This window comes from Candidatus Accumulibacter sp. ACC007 (assembly GCF_907163205.1).
Taxonomy (GTDB): Bacteria; Pseudomonadota; Gammaproteobacteria; order Burkholderiales; family Rhodocyclaceae; genus Accumulibacter; species Accumulibacter regalis.
On sequence record NZ_CAJQUD010000001.1, the window covers coordinates 740,947 to 757,314 of the forward strand.

Below are 16,368 nucleotides of genomic sequence, written 5' to 3' on the forward strand. Positions count from 1 at the left end.
GTGGTCCCGCTGTGAGCAATTCGCTGTCCGCGATGGCGCGGCGACGGACGCGCGCCGTCCGCGTTGGCCCGGTTACCGTCGGCGGTGACTCGCCGGTGGTCGTCCAGTCGATGACCAATACCGATACCGTAGACGTCGTGCGCACCGCGATCCAGTGTGCCGAGCTGGCGGGCGCCGGGTCGGAACTGGTGCGCATCACGGTCAATACGCCCGAGGCTGCCGCTGCAGTGCCGGCGATTTGCGCGCAGCTCGACCGGATGGGTGTCGCTGTGCCGCTGATCGGCGACTTTCACTATAACGGTCATCGCCTGCTCGCGGAGCAGCCCGACTGCGCCCGCCTCCTGGCCAAATATCGGATTAATCCGGGCAATGTCGGCCATGGCCGGAAGCGTGACGAACAGTTTGCGCAGATGATCGAGACCGCCTGCCGCTACGACAAGCCGGTACGCATCGGTGTGAACTGGGGCAGTCTCGATCAGGATCTGCTGGCGCGGATCATGGACCAGAATGCTCGTCGTGCCGAGCCGCGCGATGCCATCGAGGTGATGCGCGAGGCAATGGTGGCCTCGGCACTGGAGTCGGCCGCGCGGGCCGAAGTCATCGGTCTGCCGGGTGACCGGATCATCCTCTCGTGCAAGGTGTCCGGTGTCCAGGACCTGATCGCCATCTATCGCGAGCTGTCGCGGCGTTGCGATTATCCCTTGCATCTCGGCTTGACCGAGGCCGGTATGGGTTCCAAAGGCATCGTCGCGTCTACCGCGGCGATGGCGGTTCTGCTCCAGGAGGGCATCGGCGATACCATCCGCGTTTCCTTGACCCCGGAGCCTGGCGGCAAGCGCACGCAGGAGGTGATCGTCGCCCAGGAAATGCTGCAGACCATGGGTCTGCGGGCTTTCAGCCCGATGGTCGTCGCCTGTCCTGGTTGCGGCCGTACGACCAGCAGCTTTTTTCAGGAGTTGGCGCAGTCGATCCAGGAGCACGTCCGCGAACGCATGCCGCACTGGCGCGGCGAGTATGATGGCGTCGAAAACATGACCCTGGCGGTGATGGGCTGCGTGGTCAACGGGCCGGGCGAGAGCAAGCATGCCAACATCGGCATCAGCCTGCCCGGCACCGGAGAAACGCCGGCAGCGCCGGTGTTCGAGGACGGGGCCAAGACGGTTACCTTGCGCGGCGAGCATATTGCCGCGGAGTTCACCGCCATTGTCGATGCCTACGTGGCACGCAGCTACCAGAGGAAGTGTGTCGCCAAATGATCAGTCAGAAGATTCAGTCCGTTCGCGGCATGAACGACATCCTTCCGGACGAGGCCGAATTCTGGGACCTGTTCGACGAGACCATTCGCTCGTGGCTGAAGAGCTACGGCTATCGTCCGTTGCGCCTGCCGATCGTCGAGCCGACGCCACTCTTCAAGCGCGCCATCGGCGAAGTCACCGACATCGTCGAGAAGGAGATGTATTCGTTTGTTGATAGTCTCAATGGCGAGCCGCTGACGCTGCGTCCGGAGGGAACAGCGGGCTGCGTGCGCGCCGTCATCGAGCACAATCTGATTGCCCAGCAGCCACAGCGCCTTTACTACATGGGTCAGATGTTTCGTCACGAAAGGCCACAGAAAGGCCGCTATCGCCAGTTCCACCAGGTCGGCGTCGAAGCACTGGGGTTTCCCGGACCGGACATTGACGCCGAGCAGATCCTGATGGGCGCTCGCCTGTGGGATGATCTGGGGCTTGACGGCATCAGCCTGCAACTCAACACCCTGGGACAGTCCGCCGAGCGGGCCAGCCATCGTGCCGAACTGATCACCTATTTCGAGCGGCACAGCGAGTCGCTCGACGCCGACGCCACGAGGCGCCTGCACAGCAACCCCTTGCGCATCCTCGACAGCAAGAACCCCGCGCTGCAGGAACTGATTCTCGGTGCGCCGAAGCTGGTCGATCATCTGGGTGCCGAGTCGATGGCTCATTTTGAAGGCGTGCAGCAGGTCTTGCGCGATGCCGGGCAGCCCTTCGAGATCAACCCGCGCCTGGTGCGCGGACTCGACTACTATAACCTGACGGTTTTCGAGTGGGTGACCGATCGCCTGGGGGCGCAGGGGACAGTCTGCGCCGGTGGTCGCTACGATGGCCTGGTGCAGCAATTGGGTGGCAAGCCGGCGCCGGCCTGTGGTTTCGCGATGGGAGTCGAGCGCTTGATTTCGCTGATTCGCGACGCCGGGGGCGAGGTCAGGGCGGCGGCAGTCGATGTGTACCTCGTGCACCAGGGTATTGCGGCTTCGCGCCTGGCGGCTCGGGTCGCCGAGGGCTTGCGCGACCGCGGTATCGATGTGCTTTTTCACTGCGGTGGCGGCAGTTTCAAGTCGCAGATGAAGAAGGCCGATGCATCGGGTGCCGGCTTTGCCGTGGTTGTCGGCGACGACGAGGCCGCGGCCGGCGAGGTGACGCTCAAGCCGCTGCGCGCGACCGGCGAACAGCCGAACCCACAAAAGCGGGTCAGCGTCGATGCTGTCGCCGACGAAATCATGAGTTCTATTTTGGATTGGGACGAAACGTAATGGCTACCTATGACCTCGAAGAACAGGAACAGATCGCGGAGATCAAGGCCTGGTGGAAACAGCATGGCAATCTGGTAGTGGGCATCGTCACCGCAGCTTCGATCGGGGTTATCGCCTGGCAAGGCTGGAACTGGTATCAACGCGGTCAGGCGGCCAAGGCGTCGATGGTCTACGGAGTCCTGCAGAAAGCGGTCGCTGATCAGGATTCACAGCGGGTCAAGGCGGCGAGCGGTGAACTGCTGGAGAAGTTCGGAGGCACGGCTTACGCGCCGTTGGCTGCACTGTCAGCGGCGAAGGTGATGTTCGACGCGGGAGATGCGAAAACTGCCAAGTTGCAGTTGCTATGGGTGGTCGACAACGGCGAGCATGAGCTGCGCGATCTGGCACGTTTGCGGGTGGCGGCGGTGCTCCTTGATGAAAAGGCCTACGACGAAGCGCTGCGCCAGCTCGAAGGGGGGGCCGGCGCCGGCTTCTCGACCCTGTACCTGAACATGCGGGGTGACCTGTTCAGCGCTCAGGGCAAGAAAAGCGAGGCGCGTGAAGCCTACCAGGGCGCCCTGGCCAGACTCGACCAGGTCGACGCTGGCGGCAAGGGGAAAAATACCCTGCAGGCGTCGCAAGCCAACGCCGCCTACCGCGAAGTGCTGCAGCTGAAGCTCGATGCACTCGGGGAGAGCAGCTGATGAAGCGCGTTCTGTTCGCGGCCTTGTTGCCCGTATTGCTGGCGGGCTGCTCGACGTTCGACGCGCTGAATCCGTTTGCCAGCAGCGGACCAAAAATGGCCGAGTTGCAGCCCATACAGGCGACAGCTCGGGCGCGCGTGGTCTGGCAGGACGGAGTCGGCAAGGGCGATCCCTATACTTTCTCTCCCGCGGTAGTGGGTTCCACCGTATACGCTGCAGCGCGTGACGGCACGGTCGTTCGCTTCGACGATGGCCGGCCAGTGTGGCGGATCAAGGCGGAGAAACAGCTCGCGGGGGGCGTTGGCGCGGATCAGCGCCTGCTTGCGGTGGGCACCGCCAAGGGCGATGTTCTGGCCTTTGACGCCACCGACGGCAAACTGCTATGGGAGGCCAAGGCGAGCAGCGAGGTGTTGGCGCCGCCGGCGGTTGCCGGCGGGCTGGTGATCGTGCGCAGTGGCGATCATCGCCTGGCTGCCTACGCCGCGGCGGATGGAAGCCGCAAGTGGATCTACCAGCGCCCGACACCACCGCTTGCGGTGCGCGTGATGGCCAGCCCGGTGGTGGTCGACAAATATGTCTTCGTTGGTTTCCCCGGCGGCAAACTCATTGCCGTCAATGCCGACAACGGCGCACCCTTGTGGGAGGGGACGGTAGCCTTGCCCAAGGGTGCTACCGAGCTTGACCGCATTGCCGATGTCAGCAGCCTGCCGGTCATCGATGGAAGAATGATCTGCGCGGTCGCTTTTCAGGGCCGCATCTCCTGTTTCGACCTCGGTTCCGGGAATCTGATCTGGGCGCGCGATATTTCGAGCTCGGCGGGTTTGTCGATCGATAGCCGCTACGTTTACGTTGCCGATGACCAGGGCGCCGTGCACGCTCTCGATAAGGCGACCGGGTCGAGCATCTGGAAGCAGGATCAGCTCTTCCTGCGCCAGTTGACGGCGCCGCTGGCCATTGGCGCTCTGGTCGCCGTTGCTGACGTGCAGGGAGTGGTGCACCTGCTGAGTCGTGACGACGGTTCTTTCGCTGCCCGTCTGAACACCGACGGCAGCCCGGTACGGGCACCCCTGCAGAAACTCGGTAACGAGCTGCTCTTGCAGACCCGCGCCGGCGGCGTCTACGCGATTGACGCCCAGTGATCGAGAACCTGCCAGCACAGTGCATCCTGCCTCGTGTTGCACCGCTTGACGACCAGTGCCGACGTCGATGAAGCCGAGCATCGTTCTCGTCGGGCGTCCGAATGTCGGTAAGTCCACGCTCTTCAACCGGCTGACCAGGACGCGTGACGCGCTGGTTGCCGACATTCCGGGTCTGACCAGGGATCGCCACTACGGTCACGGAAGACTGGGTAGCAAACCGTATCTGGTAATCGATACCGGCGGCTTCGAACCGCTTGCCAAGGACGGCATCATGCTGCAGATGGCGCGCCAGACCGAGCAGGCGATCGACGAGGCCGATGTGGTGATGCTGGTCGTCGACGGTCGCACCGGCGTCACGCCACTGGACAAGGAAATCTCCAGGCGGCTGCGCCAGTCTGGGCGTCCTGTTTTCGTGGCGGTCAATAAGTCCGAAGGAATGCAGCACGGTCTGGTGATCGCCGACTTCCATGAACTGGGCCTTGGCGAGCCGGTTGCCATCTCGGCGACGCATGGCGAAGGTGTACGGGCGCTGGTTGACCTGGCGCTGCTACCTTTTCCCGAGCCAGCGGACGACGTGGCCGATAGTGATACGGTGCGGGTGGCCATCGTTGGCCGGCCAAACGTTGGCAAGAGCACGATGATCAACGCCTTGCTCGGCGAAGACCGGGTCATTGCTTTCGACCAGCCGGGAACCACGCGCGATGCCATTCACGTCGATTTCGAGCGTGCCGGCAAAAAGTATACGCTGATCGACACTGCCGGGCTGCGGCGACGCGGCAATGTTTTCGAGACCATCGAGAAATTCTCGGTGATCAAGACGCTGCAGGCCATTGAAGACGCACAGGTCGTCATTCTGGTTCTCGACGCGCGCCAGGAGATCGGTGACCAGGATGCGCACATTGCCGGTTTCATCCGCGAAGCGGGTCGCGCGCTGGTGGTTGCCGTGAACAAGTGGGATGGCTTGGACTCCTACGTTCGCGACCAGATCAAGGGGGCTCTGGAAAGCCAGCTGGCGTTCATTGATTTCGCTCGCTTCCACTACGTTTCCGCGCTGCAGGGGCAAGGTCTAGAACCCCTTTTCCGCTCGGTCGATGCGGCCTACAAGGCGGCCATGGCAGACCTGCCGACGCCGCAACTGACCCGTGCGCTGATCGACGCGGTGGCCAGACAGGCGCCGCCACGCAACGGGCTGTTCCGGCCGAAGCTCCGCTACGCGCATCAGGGTGGCCGCAATCCGCCGCTGATCGTTATCCATGGCAATGCCCTGGACAAGCTTCCGGAATCGTATCGTCGCTATCTCGAACACCTCTTTCGAGAGGTCTTCAAGTTGCAGGGGACGCCGTTGCGCATCCAGTTCAATGTCTCCAGCAATCCCTTTGCCGAGAAGAAGGGGACTGACGAGGGTCGTAGGCACGTCAAGGCCAAGCTTGTTGCCAAGCCAAGAGTTGCCGCGAGAAATTCGGCCCGGCCCGGGGCAACACTCAAGGTGGGCGTCGCTCCGAAGCCGAAGAGGCGACCCGTGGGGCGCTGAGTGCCGCGCGCCGCGCGCCGCGGGAAAGCCGATGGCCGTCGGCGAAGTGGCGTCTGCCCGTAGCCGCGCCTTGGCGACTTTTTGTCGCCGAACCCGTACAATCACTGCAGTCTGGTTGCGCTGGCCGCCTTTTCGACCGATGATGAAGGCCGGGCGCGTCTCGCGTGCAAGCGGGCCGCAGGCGAATCAAAAAACGACTCTTGGCACTCCGCTGCTGTGGCGAGGCGGGGAGAATCGGTGTGACACGCCTTTTCGGCGCCCGCTCTGGGCTCGAACTTGGCCGTGAAACGAACGTATCTGGAAGATGCAAGGTGATCAAGGTTCTATTTGTTTGCATGGGGAATATCTGCCGTTCGCCAACGGCCGAGGGCGTTGTTCGCCAGCTGCTGCGCCGCAAGGAACTGGACGGCCGGGTCGAGGTGGATTCGGCCGGAACGCACGGCTATCACGTTGGTGAGGCGCCGGATCAGCGCACACAACGTGCCGCTGCGAGTCGCAACTATGACCTTTCCGACATGCGGGCGCGCAAGGTGGCGGCCCAGGATCTCGACTACTTTGATCTGATTCTGGCGATGGACCACAACAACCTTTCCGTTCTGCAACGCATTTGCCCGCCCGAAAAGCACGATCGCCTCGGGCTGTTCATGAGTTATTCCAAGAACTTCGACGACGACGAAGTGCCGGATCCCTACTACGGCCTGGGCCACGGCTTCGATCTGGTTCTCGATATGGTCGAAGATGCTGCCGATGGGCTGATCGAGAGCATCGAGCAGCGTTTGCTTGACGAGGTCGGCGCGAGCAGCGAACACCCCAGGCGGAACCACCACGACAGTACCAACTGACGGGTTGTGTTCGGCGTGCTGATGGGGCGTGTGGGATCGCGGCGCTGTCCGTCCTCTGTTCACGGCTGCGACAGAGCGATCCGGAAACCGCTGCTGCGCGGTCGGTAGGCGGGTTCGATGCGGCTACGATTGGCCGAACGCGCATAGCGGCCGGGGTCGCTCCAGGTGCCTCCACGCAAAACCCGCTGCTTGCCGTACGGCGGGCCGACTGGGTCCGCCTGGCGCTCGCCGGGGTATTCGGCGTACCAGTCGGCACACCACTCCCAGACGTTGCCGTGCATCTCGTACAGGCCCCAGGGGTTTGCCGGCAGAGAGGCGGCGGGGACCGTTTTTTCCCGATAGGGCCCCTGCTGGCCGCCGGCGTACGGATAGCCGCCGTGGTAGTTGGCCTGCGCAGGTGTGATTTGCTGTCCGCAGGCGAATGGCGTCGCCGTGCCGGCACGGCAGGCGTATTCCCATTCGGCCTCGGTTGGCAGGCGGGCGTGCACGCCTGGCAATCTCCGGTTCAGCTCGGCGATGAAACCTTGCGCGTCGTGCCAGCTGATGTTCTCGACCGGATTGTCGGCGTGCTCCTGAAAGTGGCTCGGGTTGACCGGCCACACCGCCAGCCAGAAGGCTTGCGTGCAGGCGGTGTCGGCGAGCCAGAAGCCGCGGCTCAGGCCTACTTCATGAAGCGTTTCGGAGTGCCCACGCTCGGCCTCGTCGGCCGGCGAACCCATCAGGAACTGTCCTGCTTCGATCCAGCGAAAAACCTGCCGCGCCTGGCCGACGCTCAAGACCAGCGAGCGTCCGAACTGGTCTTCGCCAAAGTTGGTCTTCAAAGGTGCCGGGCGCGGGTCGGCGAGCAGGATTTCGGCGTTTTCGGGGCGGGCAGCGGACATCAGGAACTTTCACAGGGGGTGACTACGCGAGCGGGCCGCAGGCGTGTGCACTGCGCGGTCAGGGTGCTTGATCGGAGGGGGTCAATATACCGCGAAGAACGCCGTTTCAGGTGTCATTTTCGTCATGCTGGGCGCTTGCTCGGGGGGTGCCCACTTGTGCTACCTGATGGGCAGGCGGTGGTGAACAGCTCTGGTTCGTCCTGGAGTTTATCCTTGATCGCTGAGCAAGCGCGCCGCTGATGCACCGCACCGAAGATTCGGCACCGCGACCGAGCGACCGGAAATTGCACATGGCTGATGCGCAAGGTAAGATCACTCGGAAAGGAGGGGAGGCTGGTATGCAGAATCCGATTCGCAAGGGAGAGAGGGCGATCAGCTACTTGCGAGTGGCGGCGCTTCCGTGTTGGCGGATGATTTTTGCCTGTACGTGGTATGACCGTGAAGCGATTCGTCGTGCTCTGGCCTGACTTCCTGCCATGAGAATAGCTTACCTCGAAGACGAGCCAGACGTGGCGGCGACCGTCAGCACGTGGCTGCGCGAGGCTGGCCACGAAGTCGAGTGCTTCAGCAGCGGCGTGGCATGCGCGCGAGCAGTCGAGAGTAGTCGCTTCGACGTCTGCTTGCTGGACTGGATGGTGCCCGACCTGTCCGGGCTGGAAGTGCTTGCTCGTCTGCAGATCAAGCTACGTCATGCGACGCCGCCGGTGGTCTTCAGCACCGGCCGTGACAGCGAAGAGGACGTGGTCGGCGTGCTCACCGCGGGCGCTGACGACTACATCGTCAAGCCGCTTTCGCGGCCCCTGCTGCTCGCTCGCTTGCAGGCCGTGACGCGGCGCCAGCAAGGTGTCGCCGGCGCCTCGCTGCAACAGGACTTCGGCCGCCTTACGGTCGATCATGGTAGGCGGCAGCTGGCCCTTGACGGTCGCTTGATCGTGCTCACCGAGCGTGAAACCGATCTTGCCCTGTATCTGTTCCAGAATGTTGGTCGCGCCCTGAGCCGCGAGCGCCTGATTCAGGTGGTCTGGTCGCTGACGTCGGACGTCGACACGCGAACGGTCGATGTTCACATCAGCAATCTGCGTCGAAAACTGGAACTCACGCCGGAATCGGGTTGGCGGCTGGTATCCATCTACGGCCATGGTTACCGTCTGGAAAGAGAAAGGAATTCCTCGTGAAGTCAGCGCTGTGGCGAAAGCTGCTGCTGGTCGTATTGTTTGCCGTCTCGTTCGCGGGTGGCGCCATGGCAGCCGATCCAGGCGAGGAGATGGCGGTCTGGCGATATACGGTGAGGCCGGGTGACACCCTGATCGGCATTGCCGAGCGCTACCTGATCAAGCCCTGGCAGTGGTCACTGATACAGGCGGACAACAAGGTCGATGACCCGTACCGAATGCTGCCTGGGACGGTGTTACGTATTCCGGCGGCGATGTTGCGTCGGGCTCCTGCCGAGGTGATGATAGCCACTGCCAGCGGCGAGGCGCGGTGGCGTGCGGCCAGTGGCGAATGGCAGCGCGCCGTCAGCGGCCAGCGGCTGGCATCGGGCAGTACGCTGGAAACCCTTGACGAGGCCAGCGTGCTGCTCCGTCTGGCCGATGGCAGCACGCTGCTGCTGGCGCCGAATTCGCAGATCGTGCTCGACTCGCTGAGTGTGTTTGCCGGCGGCCTGATGGTCGATTCACGCCTGCGTTTGCAGCGTGGGCGGACCGAGGTTACGGCCAACCCCGAGGAGCGTGCCAATCGGCACCTGCAGATCAAGACCCCGTCGGCGCAGGCGGTGGTCCGCGGCACCCACTTTCGCGTTGGCGTCGACAGCGATGTGACGCGCGAGGAAACCTTGCGCGGGCGGGTGGGTGTCAGCGCGGCCGGGAGGAGCGTCAGCGTGCGCCGCGGTCTGGGGACGATCGCCCGCGCCGGCGAGCCACCCAGCAAGCCTGTACCGTTGCTGGTGGCGCCAGATGTCGCCGGCTTGCCGGCGCGTTTCGAGCAGTTGCCGTTGCGCTTTCCCGTCCCGCGACTGGCGGGCGCGGCCGCATGGCATGGTGAGATCGCGCCGGACCTGTCATTCGATCGCCTGCTGCTCAGCAAGACGGCGGCTGGCGCGGCGCTGACCTTCTCCGATCTGCCCAACGGTGATTATGTCCTGCGCTTGCGCGCTGCCGACAGCAACGGCTTGCAGGGCTTCGATGCCGTGCATCGCTTCGTGGTCTTCGCGCGGCCGTTCTCACCGGGGTTGAACAGCCCGGGCGACGCGGCCACAATACGCGCGGCACGACCGACGTTCGCGTGGAGCAAGGTTGTTGACGTCGCCCGCTATCGCCTCCAGGTCGCCAGCGAGCCGAGCTTTGCAGAGCCGCTGCACGATGCGAGCAGTGAACAGAACTCCTGGCAGGTGCCCGAGGATCTGCCCGCCGGGCGACTCTACTGGCGCGCGGCCAGTATAAATACCTCGGATCAGCAGGGGCCATGGCGTCCCGCTGCCGGCTTCACCTACAAGCCGGCTCCAGGCGAGGTCGATCTCGGCCGCTCATCGATCGAGATGGCCGCCGAGACGATCCACCTCAACCTCCCGCAAGCGCCCGACGGGCTGTACTACGAGGCGATCCTCTCGGCAGCTCCCGACCTGCTTCCGGTGCTCGCGCAGGCGCAAGCCAGTGATGGCTCCTTGAGCCTGCCGCGTCCCGATGGCGGTTCCTATTACCTCGGTGTTCGCCTGGTGGATAGGAGCGACAACACGCCGGGTCCGGCCAACGTGCAGGAGCTGGACGTCCCGTACAGCCGCCTGTGGCTGCTGCTCTTGCTGTTGCCGCTGGCTGCTCTTTGACATTCGTGGATTCGTCAGTCGGCAATCACCGTTCCGATGTCCGCCCAGGTCCGCTTTCCCGGCTGGCCCGGTAGAGAGGCGCTGCGCGTCGCGCTGCTGCTGGCAGCGATCTCGCTGGCCATCACCGCTAGCGGCCTGCTGGTCAGGGTCGATCATCTGCTTTTCGATATTGGCCAGCGGATCAATTGGCGCCAGGCGGCCACCGACGTGCTGATAATCGCCGTTGATCAGGACAGCCTCGATCGGCTTGGCCGCTGGCCGTGGCCGCGCGAGCGGCACGCTCGCCTGCTGGATATCGTCTGCGCTGGCAGGCCGGCGGCGGTCGGCGTCGATATCGCGTTCAGCGAGCACAGCGGCGATCCGTCGGCTGACGCCTTGCTCGCCGACGCCGTTGCGCGTTGCGGCAAGGTGGTGCTGCCGCTGGTCATCGAATCGACGCGTAGCGGCGGACAGTTGCTCGAGTCGCCGCCGATCGCGCCGCTGCTTGCGGCGGCAGCGGGGATTGGGCGCATCGGTGTTCACCTCGACGAGGATGGAATCGGCCGTTCGGTGTACCTGCGCGAAGGGCTTGGCGCCGCCGTATGGCCGCTGTGGGCGGAGGAAGTGCTGCGCGTCAGTGGGCAGCTGCCGCCTGCAGTGCTCGCTGACGTAGCGGCTAGCGTGGGCCATCCGGACGAGCGCTATCAGTTACTACGCGAGAACGCGCGTCGCTTCGAATTCGTCGGCCCGCCGGGCAGCGTGCAACGCCTGTCGTACGCCCGCGTTCTGGACGGACTGATCGCGCCGCAGGTCTTTGCCGGCAAGATCGTTCTGATCGGCGCCACGGCAGTGGGTCTGGGAGACTTTCTTCCGACGCCCGTTTCGGCGCTAGGTGAACCCATGCCCGGGGTCGAGGTGCAGGCGAACGTGCTGCTCTCGCTTCGCGATGGACGTCTGATCAGCGAGTTGGCGACGCTGCCGACGCTGCTCTTGGCGGCGCTGCTGGCCTGCGTTCCGCTGCTCTGGTTACCGCGTCTGATGGCGCTGTCGGGCTTGCTGGTCAGCAGCTTGTGGGTGCTCACTCTGGGTGCCGCCTGTGCCTTGCTGCCGGTGCTTTGGCAAGTGTGGTTTGCGCCCGCCGGTGCGTTGTTCGCTGGCCTGTTCGCCTTTCCTCTGTGGAGTTGGCGGCGGCTCGAGGCGGCACGCGCCCACCTCGACCAGGAACTCCGCCAGCTGCGCGCCCTTCTGCCGGAGAGCCCGACGACGGCCGCCTTGCCGGGCGAGATTCGGCGCCTCGGCTTCGAGCAGCGTATCGCCTGGGTGCAGGCCGCGCAGCGGACGATGGCCGCACTGGAAGCCGGGCGCAAGGAGGCCCTGGGATTCATTTCACACGACCTGCGCGCACCGTTGGCCGGTGCTGTCGCTCGGCTTGAAAGTGAGGCGCCGGGCGACCCGCAACACCTGCTGCCGCCGCTCAGGCGAGCGCTGGGTATGGCGCAGGCTTTTCTGTCGTTGGCACGTGCGGAGGCGCTCGATCCTGATCGCCTGAAAGAGCTCGATCTCTGTGCGCTGCTCCAGCAGGCGGCCGACGAGATATTCGCGCTGGCCAGCCAGGGGAAGCGGCGAATCGTTCGCCAACTGCCGGAGCAGCCGTTGTGGATCAAGGGCGACTTCGAGTTGCTCGAACGCTGTGCAATCAATTTGTTGGACAATGCGCTACGCCATGCGCCGGCGGCGACGGTCATCAGCATCGGGCTCGATCGGCCGCGCGACGATGAAGTCAGATTCTGGGTCGAGAACGATGGCCCGCCCTTGCTGGCCGACGAAAAGGACAAACTGTTCCAACGCTTCAGCCGTGGCGGGCATGAGGCAGCGAGTGCGTCGGGCAGCGGCCTGGGGCTCTATTTCGTGCGTACGGTCGCCGAACGGCATGGCGGAGCCGTCGGAGTCGAGTGCGCAGCCGGCAGGATCCGCTTCTGGGTCAGCCTGCCCGGAGGCGAAGTGCCGGTGTCCGGCGATTGGTCGTAGGGCGGCGCTTACCAACAGACGGTTGGCGTCGTCCGGCTGCTGTGGGGGAGCCGAGGGTGTCGCGATGGGGCCACGAACCCCCTTGGGGGCACGCTCTACTGGCCACTTGCGGAGTTTCTTCCTTGCCTGTGGCGTAGGCGCTTTGTTAAGCTGCGACCATGAGAATCATTCCACTTTCCGACGGCCGCCCCGGTGGCCAGCCGCTTTTCCCCCTGGCGAGTCTGCTTCTGGTTGCAAGCGCTTTGTTGACCGTTGCTGATCAATGACCGGCGAAGCGAAAGGAATGTGGTTGGGCCTGCTCGGAGTCGCTGCGTTCAGCCTGACATTGCCGGCCACACGCGTCGCGGTCGCTTCGCTCAGTCCACTTTTCGTTGGCATGGGAAGGGTCGTTGTTGCAGCGCTGCCGGCGGCGATTTACCTCTTGCTCAGCCGCCGCGGCTGGCCAAGCCGTAAGCAGTTCAAGTCGCTTGTTGTGGTCGCCCTGGGAGTCGCTTTCGGTTTCCCGGTGCTCAGCGCTCTGGCGATGCGCGAGGTCGATGCTTCACATGCGGGAATCATGCTCGGGGTGCTGCCGCTGGCGACCGCCGCCGCGGGGGCGGCCTTCTCCGGTGAGCGTCCATCGGCGGGTTTCTGGGCGATGGCGCTGCTTGGCAGTCTGCTGGTTGTCGCCTTCTCGTTGAAAGAAGGTGGCGGGAGCGTCAATTGGGCGGACATGGCCTTGCTCGCGGCAGTCGCCAGCGCCGCCATCGGTTACGCCGAAGGCACGCGGCTGACCCGATCTCTGGGCGGTGTGCAGGTCATCTCGTGGGCGGTGGTCATAGCCGCGCCGGTGTTGCTGATTCCGGCGGGCGTGTTCGCGCCCGTGAGCGTTGCCGTGCCGCTGGAAGCGTGGCTGGCTTTCCTCTACGTCAGCCTGGTCAGCCAGTTTCTCGGTTTCATTCCCTGGTATCGAGGCCTCGCTCTGGGCGGCATTGCGCGAGTGGGTCAGACGCAACTCCTGCAACCTTTCTTCACGCTCGCCGCGGCGGCGCTCTTCCTGAGTGAGTCGGTGGATGCGATGGCGCTGGTGATTGCCGTGTTGGTCTGTCTGACGGTGGCCGTCGGTCGCAATATGCGGGTGGCGACACCATAATGGGTGGCCTGGCTGCCGAGCTGATGCAGTCGCCGGCGTCGTCGGTGGCATGGTGGCTGCAGATGCTCCGAGAGCATCGCTGCCGTCTGGTGCTGTGACCACAACTTGATCTACCGCAAGCAATCATAAGGGCCGGCGCATAAACTCCGCTGTCAATTGGAGGCTTGGGTAGCACACATTGAGGGGGGGCGATGGGCAAGGAAATCGGCAGCGACGGCTTCACGGACGACGACTTTGTGCGCTTCGGCCAGCACCTTGAGCAGGAGACAGCGCATGCCCACGATGCCTACCTAAGCGGCGGCTTTGCCAACGCGGGCCTGGTCGCCGGTTTCGAACTCGAGGCCTGGCTGATCGATGACCATTTCTTTCCGGTGCCGCGCAACGTCTCTTTTCTGCAGCGCATGGCCAACCCGCTGGTGGTGCCCGAGCTTTCCCTGTTCAACGTCGAGATCAACGGAACGCCGCAGGCATTGCGGGCGACGGCGCTGTCACAGCTGGAAAGGGAACTGACCGCGACTTGGCAGCAATGCCAACGCGTGGCCGCTGACGACGGCATGGCACTGATTGCCATCGGTACCTTGCCGACACTGCGCGAGCGCGATCTGTCGCTGACCAGCATGTCACCTTCGAAGCGTTATGCGGCACTCAACGAGCAGGTCCTGCGGCTGCGCGGTGGACGGCCGCTGACGCTCGATATCGCCGGTATCGATACGCTCACCGCGACCCACGCCGACGTGATGCTTGAGGCAGCGACGACATCCTTTCAGGTGCACCTGCAGACGCCGGTCAGCGAGGCGGCGCGTACCTACAACGCGTCGCAGGTTCTCGCCGCACCGCTGGTTGCGCTGGCCGCCAATTCGCCATTTCTGTTCGGGCGTGCTCTCTGGCACGAGACGCGAATACCCCTGTTCGAGCAGGCTGTCGATTGCTGCCAGCCTGGCCATCCCGAGCATAGGCGGGTGACTTTCGGTTCGGGTTATCTCGGCGACGACCCAACGGCGTGCTTTGCCGAGAATCTGTCATCGTATCCGGTACTTTTGCCGTATGAAGAAACCGGACCCGTGAATTCGTATGCGCATTTGCGCCTGCACAACGGGACCATCTGGCGCTGGAATCGGCTGTTGATCGGCTTCGAGAAAGACGCCGCGCCGCACTTGCGGGTCGAACAACGCGTCATGCCTGCCGGGCCAAGTGTGATCGACATGATCGCCAACGCTGCCTTGTACTATGGTGCGGTACGCTGCCTGGCCAGGCAGGCAGAGGCTCCTGAAACACAGTTGCCGTTCGCCGTTGCGCGCGACAATTTCTACCGTGCCGCGCGTTACGGTCTCGAAGCGCAGGTGGTCTGGCTCGACGGCCGCCGGGAAAATGTTGCCGAACTTCTCTTGCGCGAACTGCTTCCGCTGGCTCGTGAGGGACTGGCCGAGCTCGACCTCGCCGCCGCCGACATCACTCGCTACCTGGACGTGATTGGTGCCCGCCTGCGTAGTCGCCAGAACGGCGCCGCCTGGCAACTGGCCCACTACGCGAAGTACCAGGATTTCTTCCGGCTTACCGCCGATTATCTTGAGCATCAACGCCGTCTCGTGCCGGTGCACGAGTGGCCGATATGAGTCCTACTTCATGCTGACTGTACTTGAATCCTTGCCCGACGGCTTTCTTCATACACCTGCCCGTGAACTTCATCGTCTGCTCGCTGGTCCGACATTGATACATCTTCCCGGACGACGTGAGGCGCCGCTACTCGTTTCCGTGCTGCTGCACGGCAACGAAGATAGCGGCGTCGTCGCGCTGCAGAGCGTCTTGCGTGCACACGCTGGCCGGCTCTTGCCACGCGCGCTGTCGATCCTGGTCGGCAATGTCGCCGCGGCGCGAGAAGGCCTGCGTCGGCTCGATCATCAACCGGATTACAACCGTGTCTGGCCTGGTACGGAGCTGCACGCTGCCGCCCCGGAGCACGCGGCGATGAGCGAGGTGCATCGCATCATGCGCGAGCGCGGCGTCTTCGCCAGCGTCGATATTCACAACAACACCGGTCTCAATCCGCTCTACTGCGTGGTGAATAGCCTCGATCAGGCGGTTCTGCATCTGGCCTTGCTGTTTTCGCGTACGGTGGTCTGGTTCCGGGGCCTGGCCGGCTCGCAGACGACGGCGTTCTCGCCGCTTTGTCCGTCACTGACGTTGGAATGTGGCAAGCCCGGCAAAGCGGCGAACGAGGCGCATGCTGCGAGCTTCATCGATGGCTGCCTGCATCTGGCGCAGTTTCCGTCGCACGACGTGCACGAGCACGACATCGATCTTTACCACACGGTAGCGACGGTGAGGGTGCCTTCAGCCGTTTCCTTCGGTTTTGGCGATGCGCTGGCCGATGTCGATTTCGATCCGCGGCTCGATCACATGAACTTCCGGCAACTTGAACCTGGTACGGCCTTCGGGCGTACACGCGTGGCTTTTCCCCTCGATGTTCGCGACGAGGGACGGCGTGACGTGAGCGAGGAGTATTTTGCCTGCAGCGACGGCACAATCAGCCTGCTGCGAACATCGACACCGGCCATGCTGACGCTCGACGCCCGTGTGGTGCGGCAGGACTGCCTTTGTTATCTGATGGAGCGGATCCCTTTTCCACACTCGGCAAGTGCTGCCCGCCAGTGGTGCGCGAACGTCTAGTGCGGGCGTGGAGAGGGTGTCCTTTCCGTGTAGGGTGGCCGTCATCAAGACTCGACCAGCTGCCATCGGCGCGAAGTGATGGCGCTTGATGGCGATTCAGGGGAGCCGCCGCCG

Annotated in this window: 13 protein-coding genes; 12 read left to right on the plus strand and 1 reads right to left on the minus strand. The window is 64.0% G+C overall.

Going from position 1 to position 16,368, the window contains the following annotated elements:
• The first annotated feature begins 32 nt into the window (after positions 1-32).
• The 6 genes from ispG (at position 33) to QZ634_RS03190 (ending at position 6,746) form a co-directional block, all read left to right on the plus strand.
• On the plus strand, positions 33-1,256 hold the full coding sequence (gene ispG, locus QZ634_RS03165; RefSeq protein WP_291987979.1) for a flavodoxin-dependent (E)-4-hydroxy-3-methylbut-2-enyl-diphosphate synthase: 1,224 nt from the start codon (positions 33-35) through the stop codon (positions 1,254-1,256).
• The gene (gene hisS, locus QZ634_RS03170; RefSeq protein WP_291987981.1) at positions 1,256-2,551 is read left to right on the plus strand and encodes a histidine--tRNA ligase; all 1,296 of its coding nucleotides are present in this window, start codon (positions 1,256-1,258) and stop codon (positions 2,549-2,551) included. Before ispG ends, hisS begins: the two co-directional genes overlap by 1 nt.
• Positions 2,551-3,234: a tetratricopeptide repeat protein gene (locus tag QZ634_RS03175; RefSeq protein WP_291985511.1), complete on the plus strand. Its 684-nt coding sequence runs from the start codon at positions 2,551-2,553 to the stop codon at positions 3,232-3,234. The genes hisS and QZ634_RS03175 overlap by 1 nt, the downstream gene beginning before the upstream one ends.
• Positions 3,234-4,373, plus strand: a complete 1,140-nt coding sequence (gene bamB / locus QZ634_RS03180; protein WP_291985513.1) for an outer membrane protein assembly factor BamB — start codon at positions 3,234-3,236, stop codon at positions 4,371-4,373. The genes QZ634_RS03175 and bamB overlap by 1 nt, the downstream gene beginning before the upstream one ends.
• Before the next feature lie 67 nt (positions 4,374-4,440).
• Positions 4,441-5,904, plus strand: a complete 1,464-nt coding sequence (gene der, locus QZ634_RS03185; protein ID WP_291985515.1) for a ribosome biogenesis GTPase Der — start codon at positions 4,441-4,443, stop codon at positions 5,902-5,904.
• A gap of 311 nt (positions 5,905-6,215) precedes the next feature.
• On the plus strand, positions 6,216-6,746 hold the full coding sequence (locus QZ634_RS03190; RefSeq protein ID WP_291985518.1) for a low molecular weight protein-tyrosine-phosphatase: 531 nt from the start codon (positions 6,216-6,218) through the stop codon (positions 6,744-6,746).
• A 59-nt stretch (positions 6,747-6,805) separates the two neighbouring features.
• On the opposite strand, the gene QZ634_RS03195 is transcribed toward QZ634_RS03190, so the two are convergent.
• Complete coding sequence (locus QZ634_RS03195) at positions 6,806-7,627, minus strand: formylglycine-generating enzyme family protein (RefSeq protein ID WP_291985520.1); 822 nt, start codon at positions 7,625-7,627, stop codon at positions 6,806-6,808.
• Between the two features lie 476 nt (positions 7,628-8,103).
• Here QZ634_RS03195 and QZ634_RS03200 point away from each other — a divergent pair, with 476 nt between their 5' ends.
• The 6 genes from QZ634_RS03200 (at position 8,104) to QZ634_RS03225 (ending at position 16,254) form a co-directional block, all read left to right on the plus strand.
• Entirely contained in the window at positions 8,104-8,802 is a 699-nt protein-coding gene (locus QZ634_RS03200; protein WP_291985522.1) for a response regulator transcription factor, read from the plus strand.
• Positions 8,799-10,448, plus strand: coding sequence for a FecR domain-containing protein (locus tag QZ634_RS03205; RefSeq protein ID WP_291985523.1), 1,650 nt, complete (start codon positions 8,799-8,801; stop codon positions 10,446-10,448). Before QZ634_RS03200 ends, QZ634_RS03205 begins: the two co-directional genes overlap by 4 nt.
• Before the next feature lie 36 nt (positions 10,449-10,484).
• Positions 10,485-12,455 (plus strand): CHASE2 and HATPase_c domain-containing protein, encoded by a 1,971-nt coding sequence (locus QZ634_RS03210; RefSeq protein WP_291985525.1) that lies wholly within the window; start codon positions 10,485-10,487, stop codon positions 12,453-12,455.
• A gap of 283 nt (positions 12,456-12,738) precedes the next feature.
• On the plus strand, positions 12,739-13,587 hold the full coding sequence (locus QZ634_RS03215) for a DMT family transporter (protein ID WP_291987983.1): 849 nt from the start codon (positions 12,739-12,741) through the stop codon (positions 13,585-13,587).
• Between the two features lie 191 nt (positions 13,588-13,778).
• On the plus strand, positions 13,779-15,200 hold the full coding sequence (locus tag QZ634_RS03220) for a glutamate-cysteine ligase family protein (RefSeq protein ID WP_291985527.1): 1,422 nt from the start codon (positions 13,779-13,781) through the stop codon (positions 15,198-15,200).
• A gap of 10 nt (positions 15,201-15,210) precedes the next feature.
• Positions 15,211-16,254, plus strand: a complete 1,044-nt coding sequence (locus tag QZ634_RS03225) for a M14 family metallopeptidase (protein ID WP_291985529.1) — start codon at positions 15,211-15,213, stop codon at positions 16,252-16,254.
• Positions 16,255-16,368 lie beyond the last annotated feature (114 nt).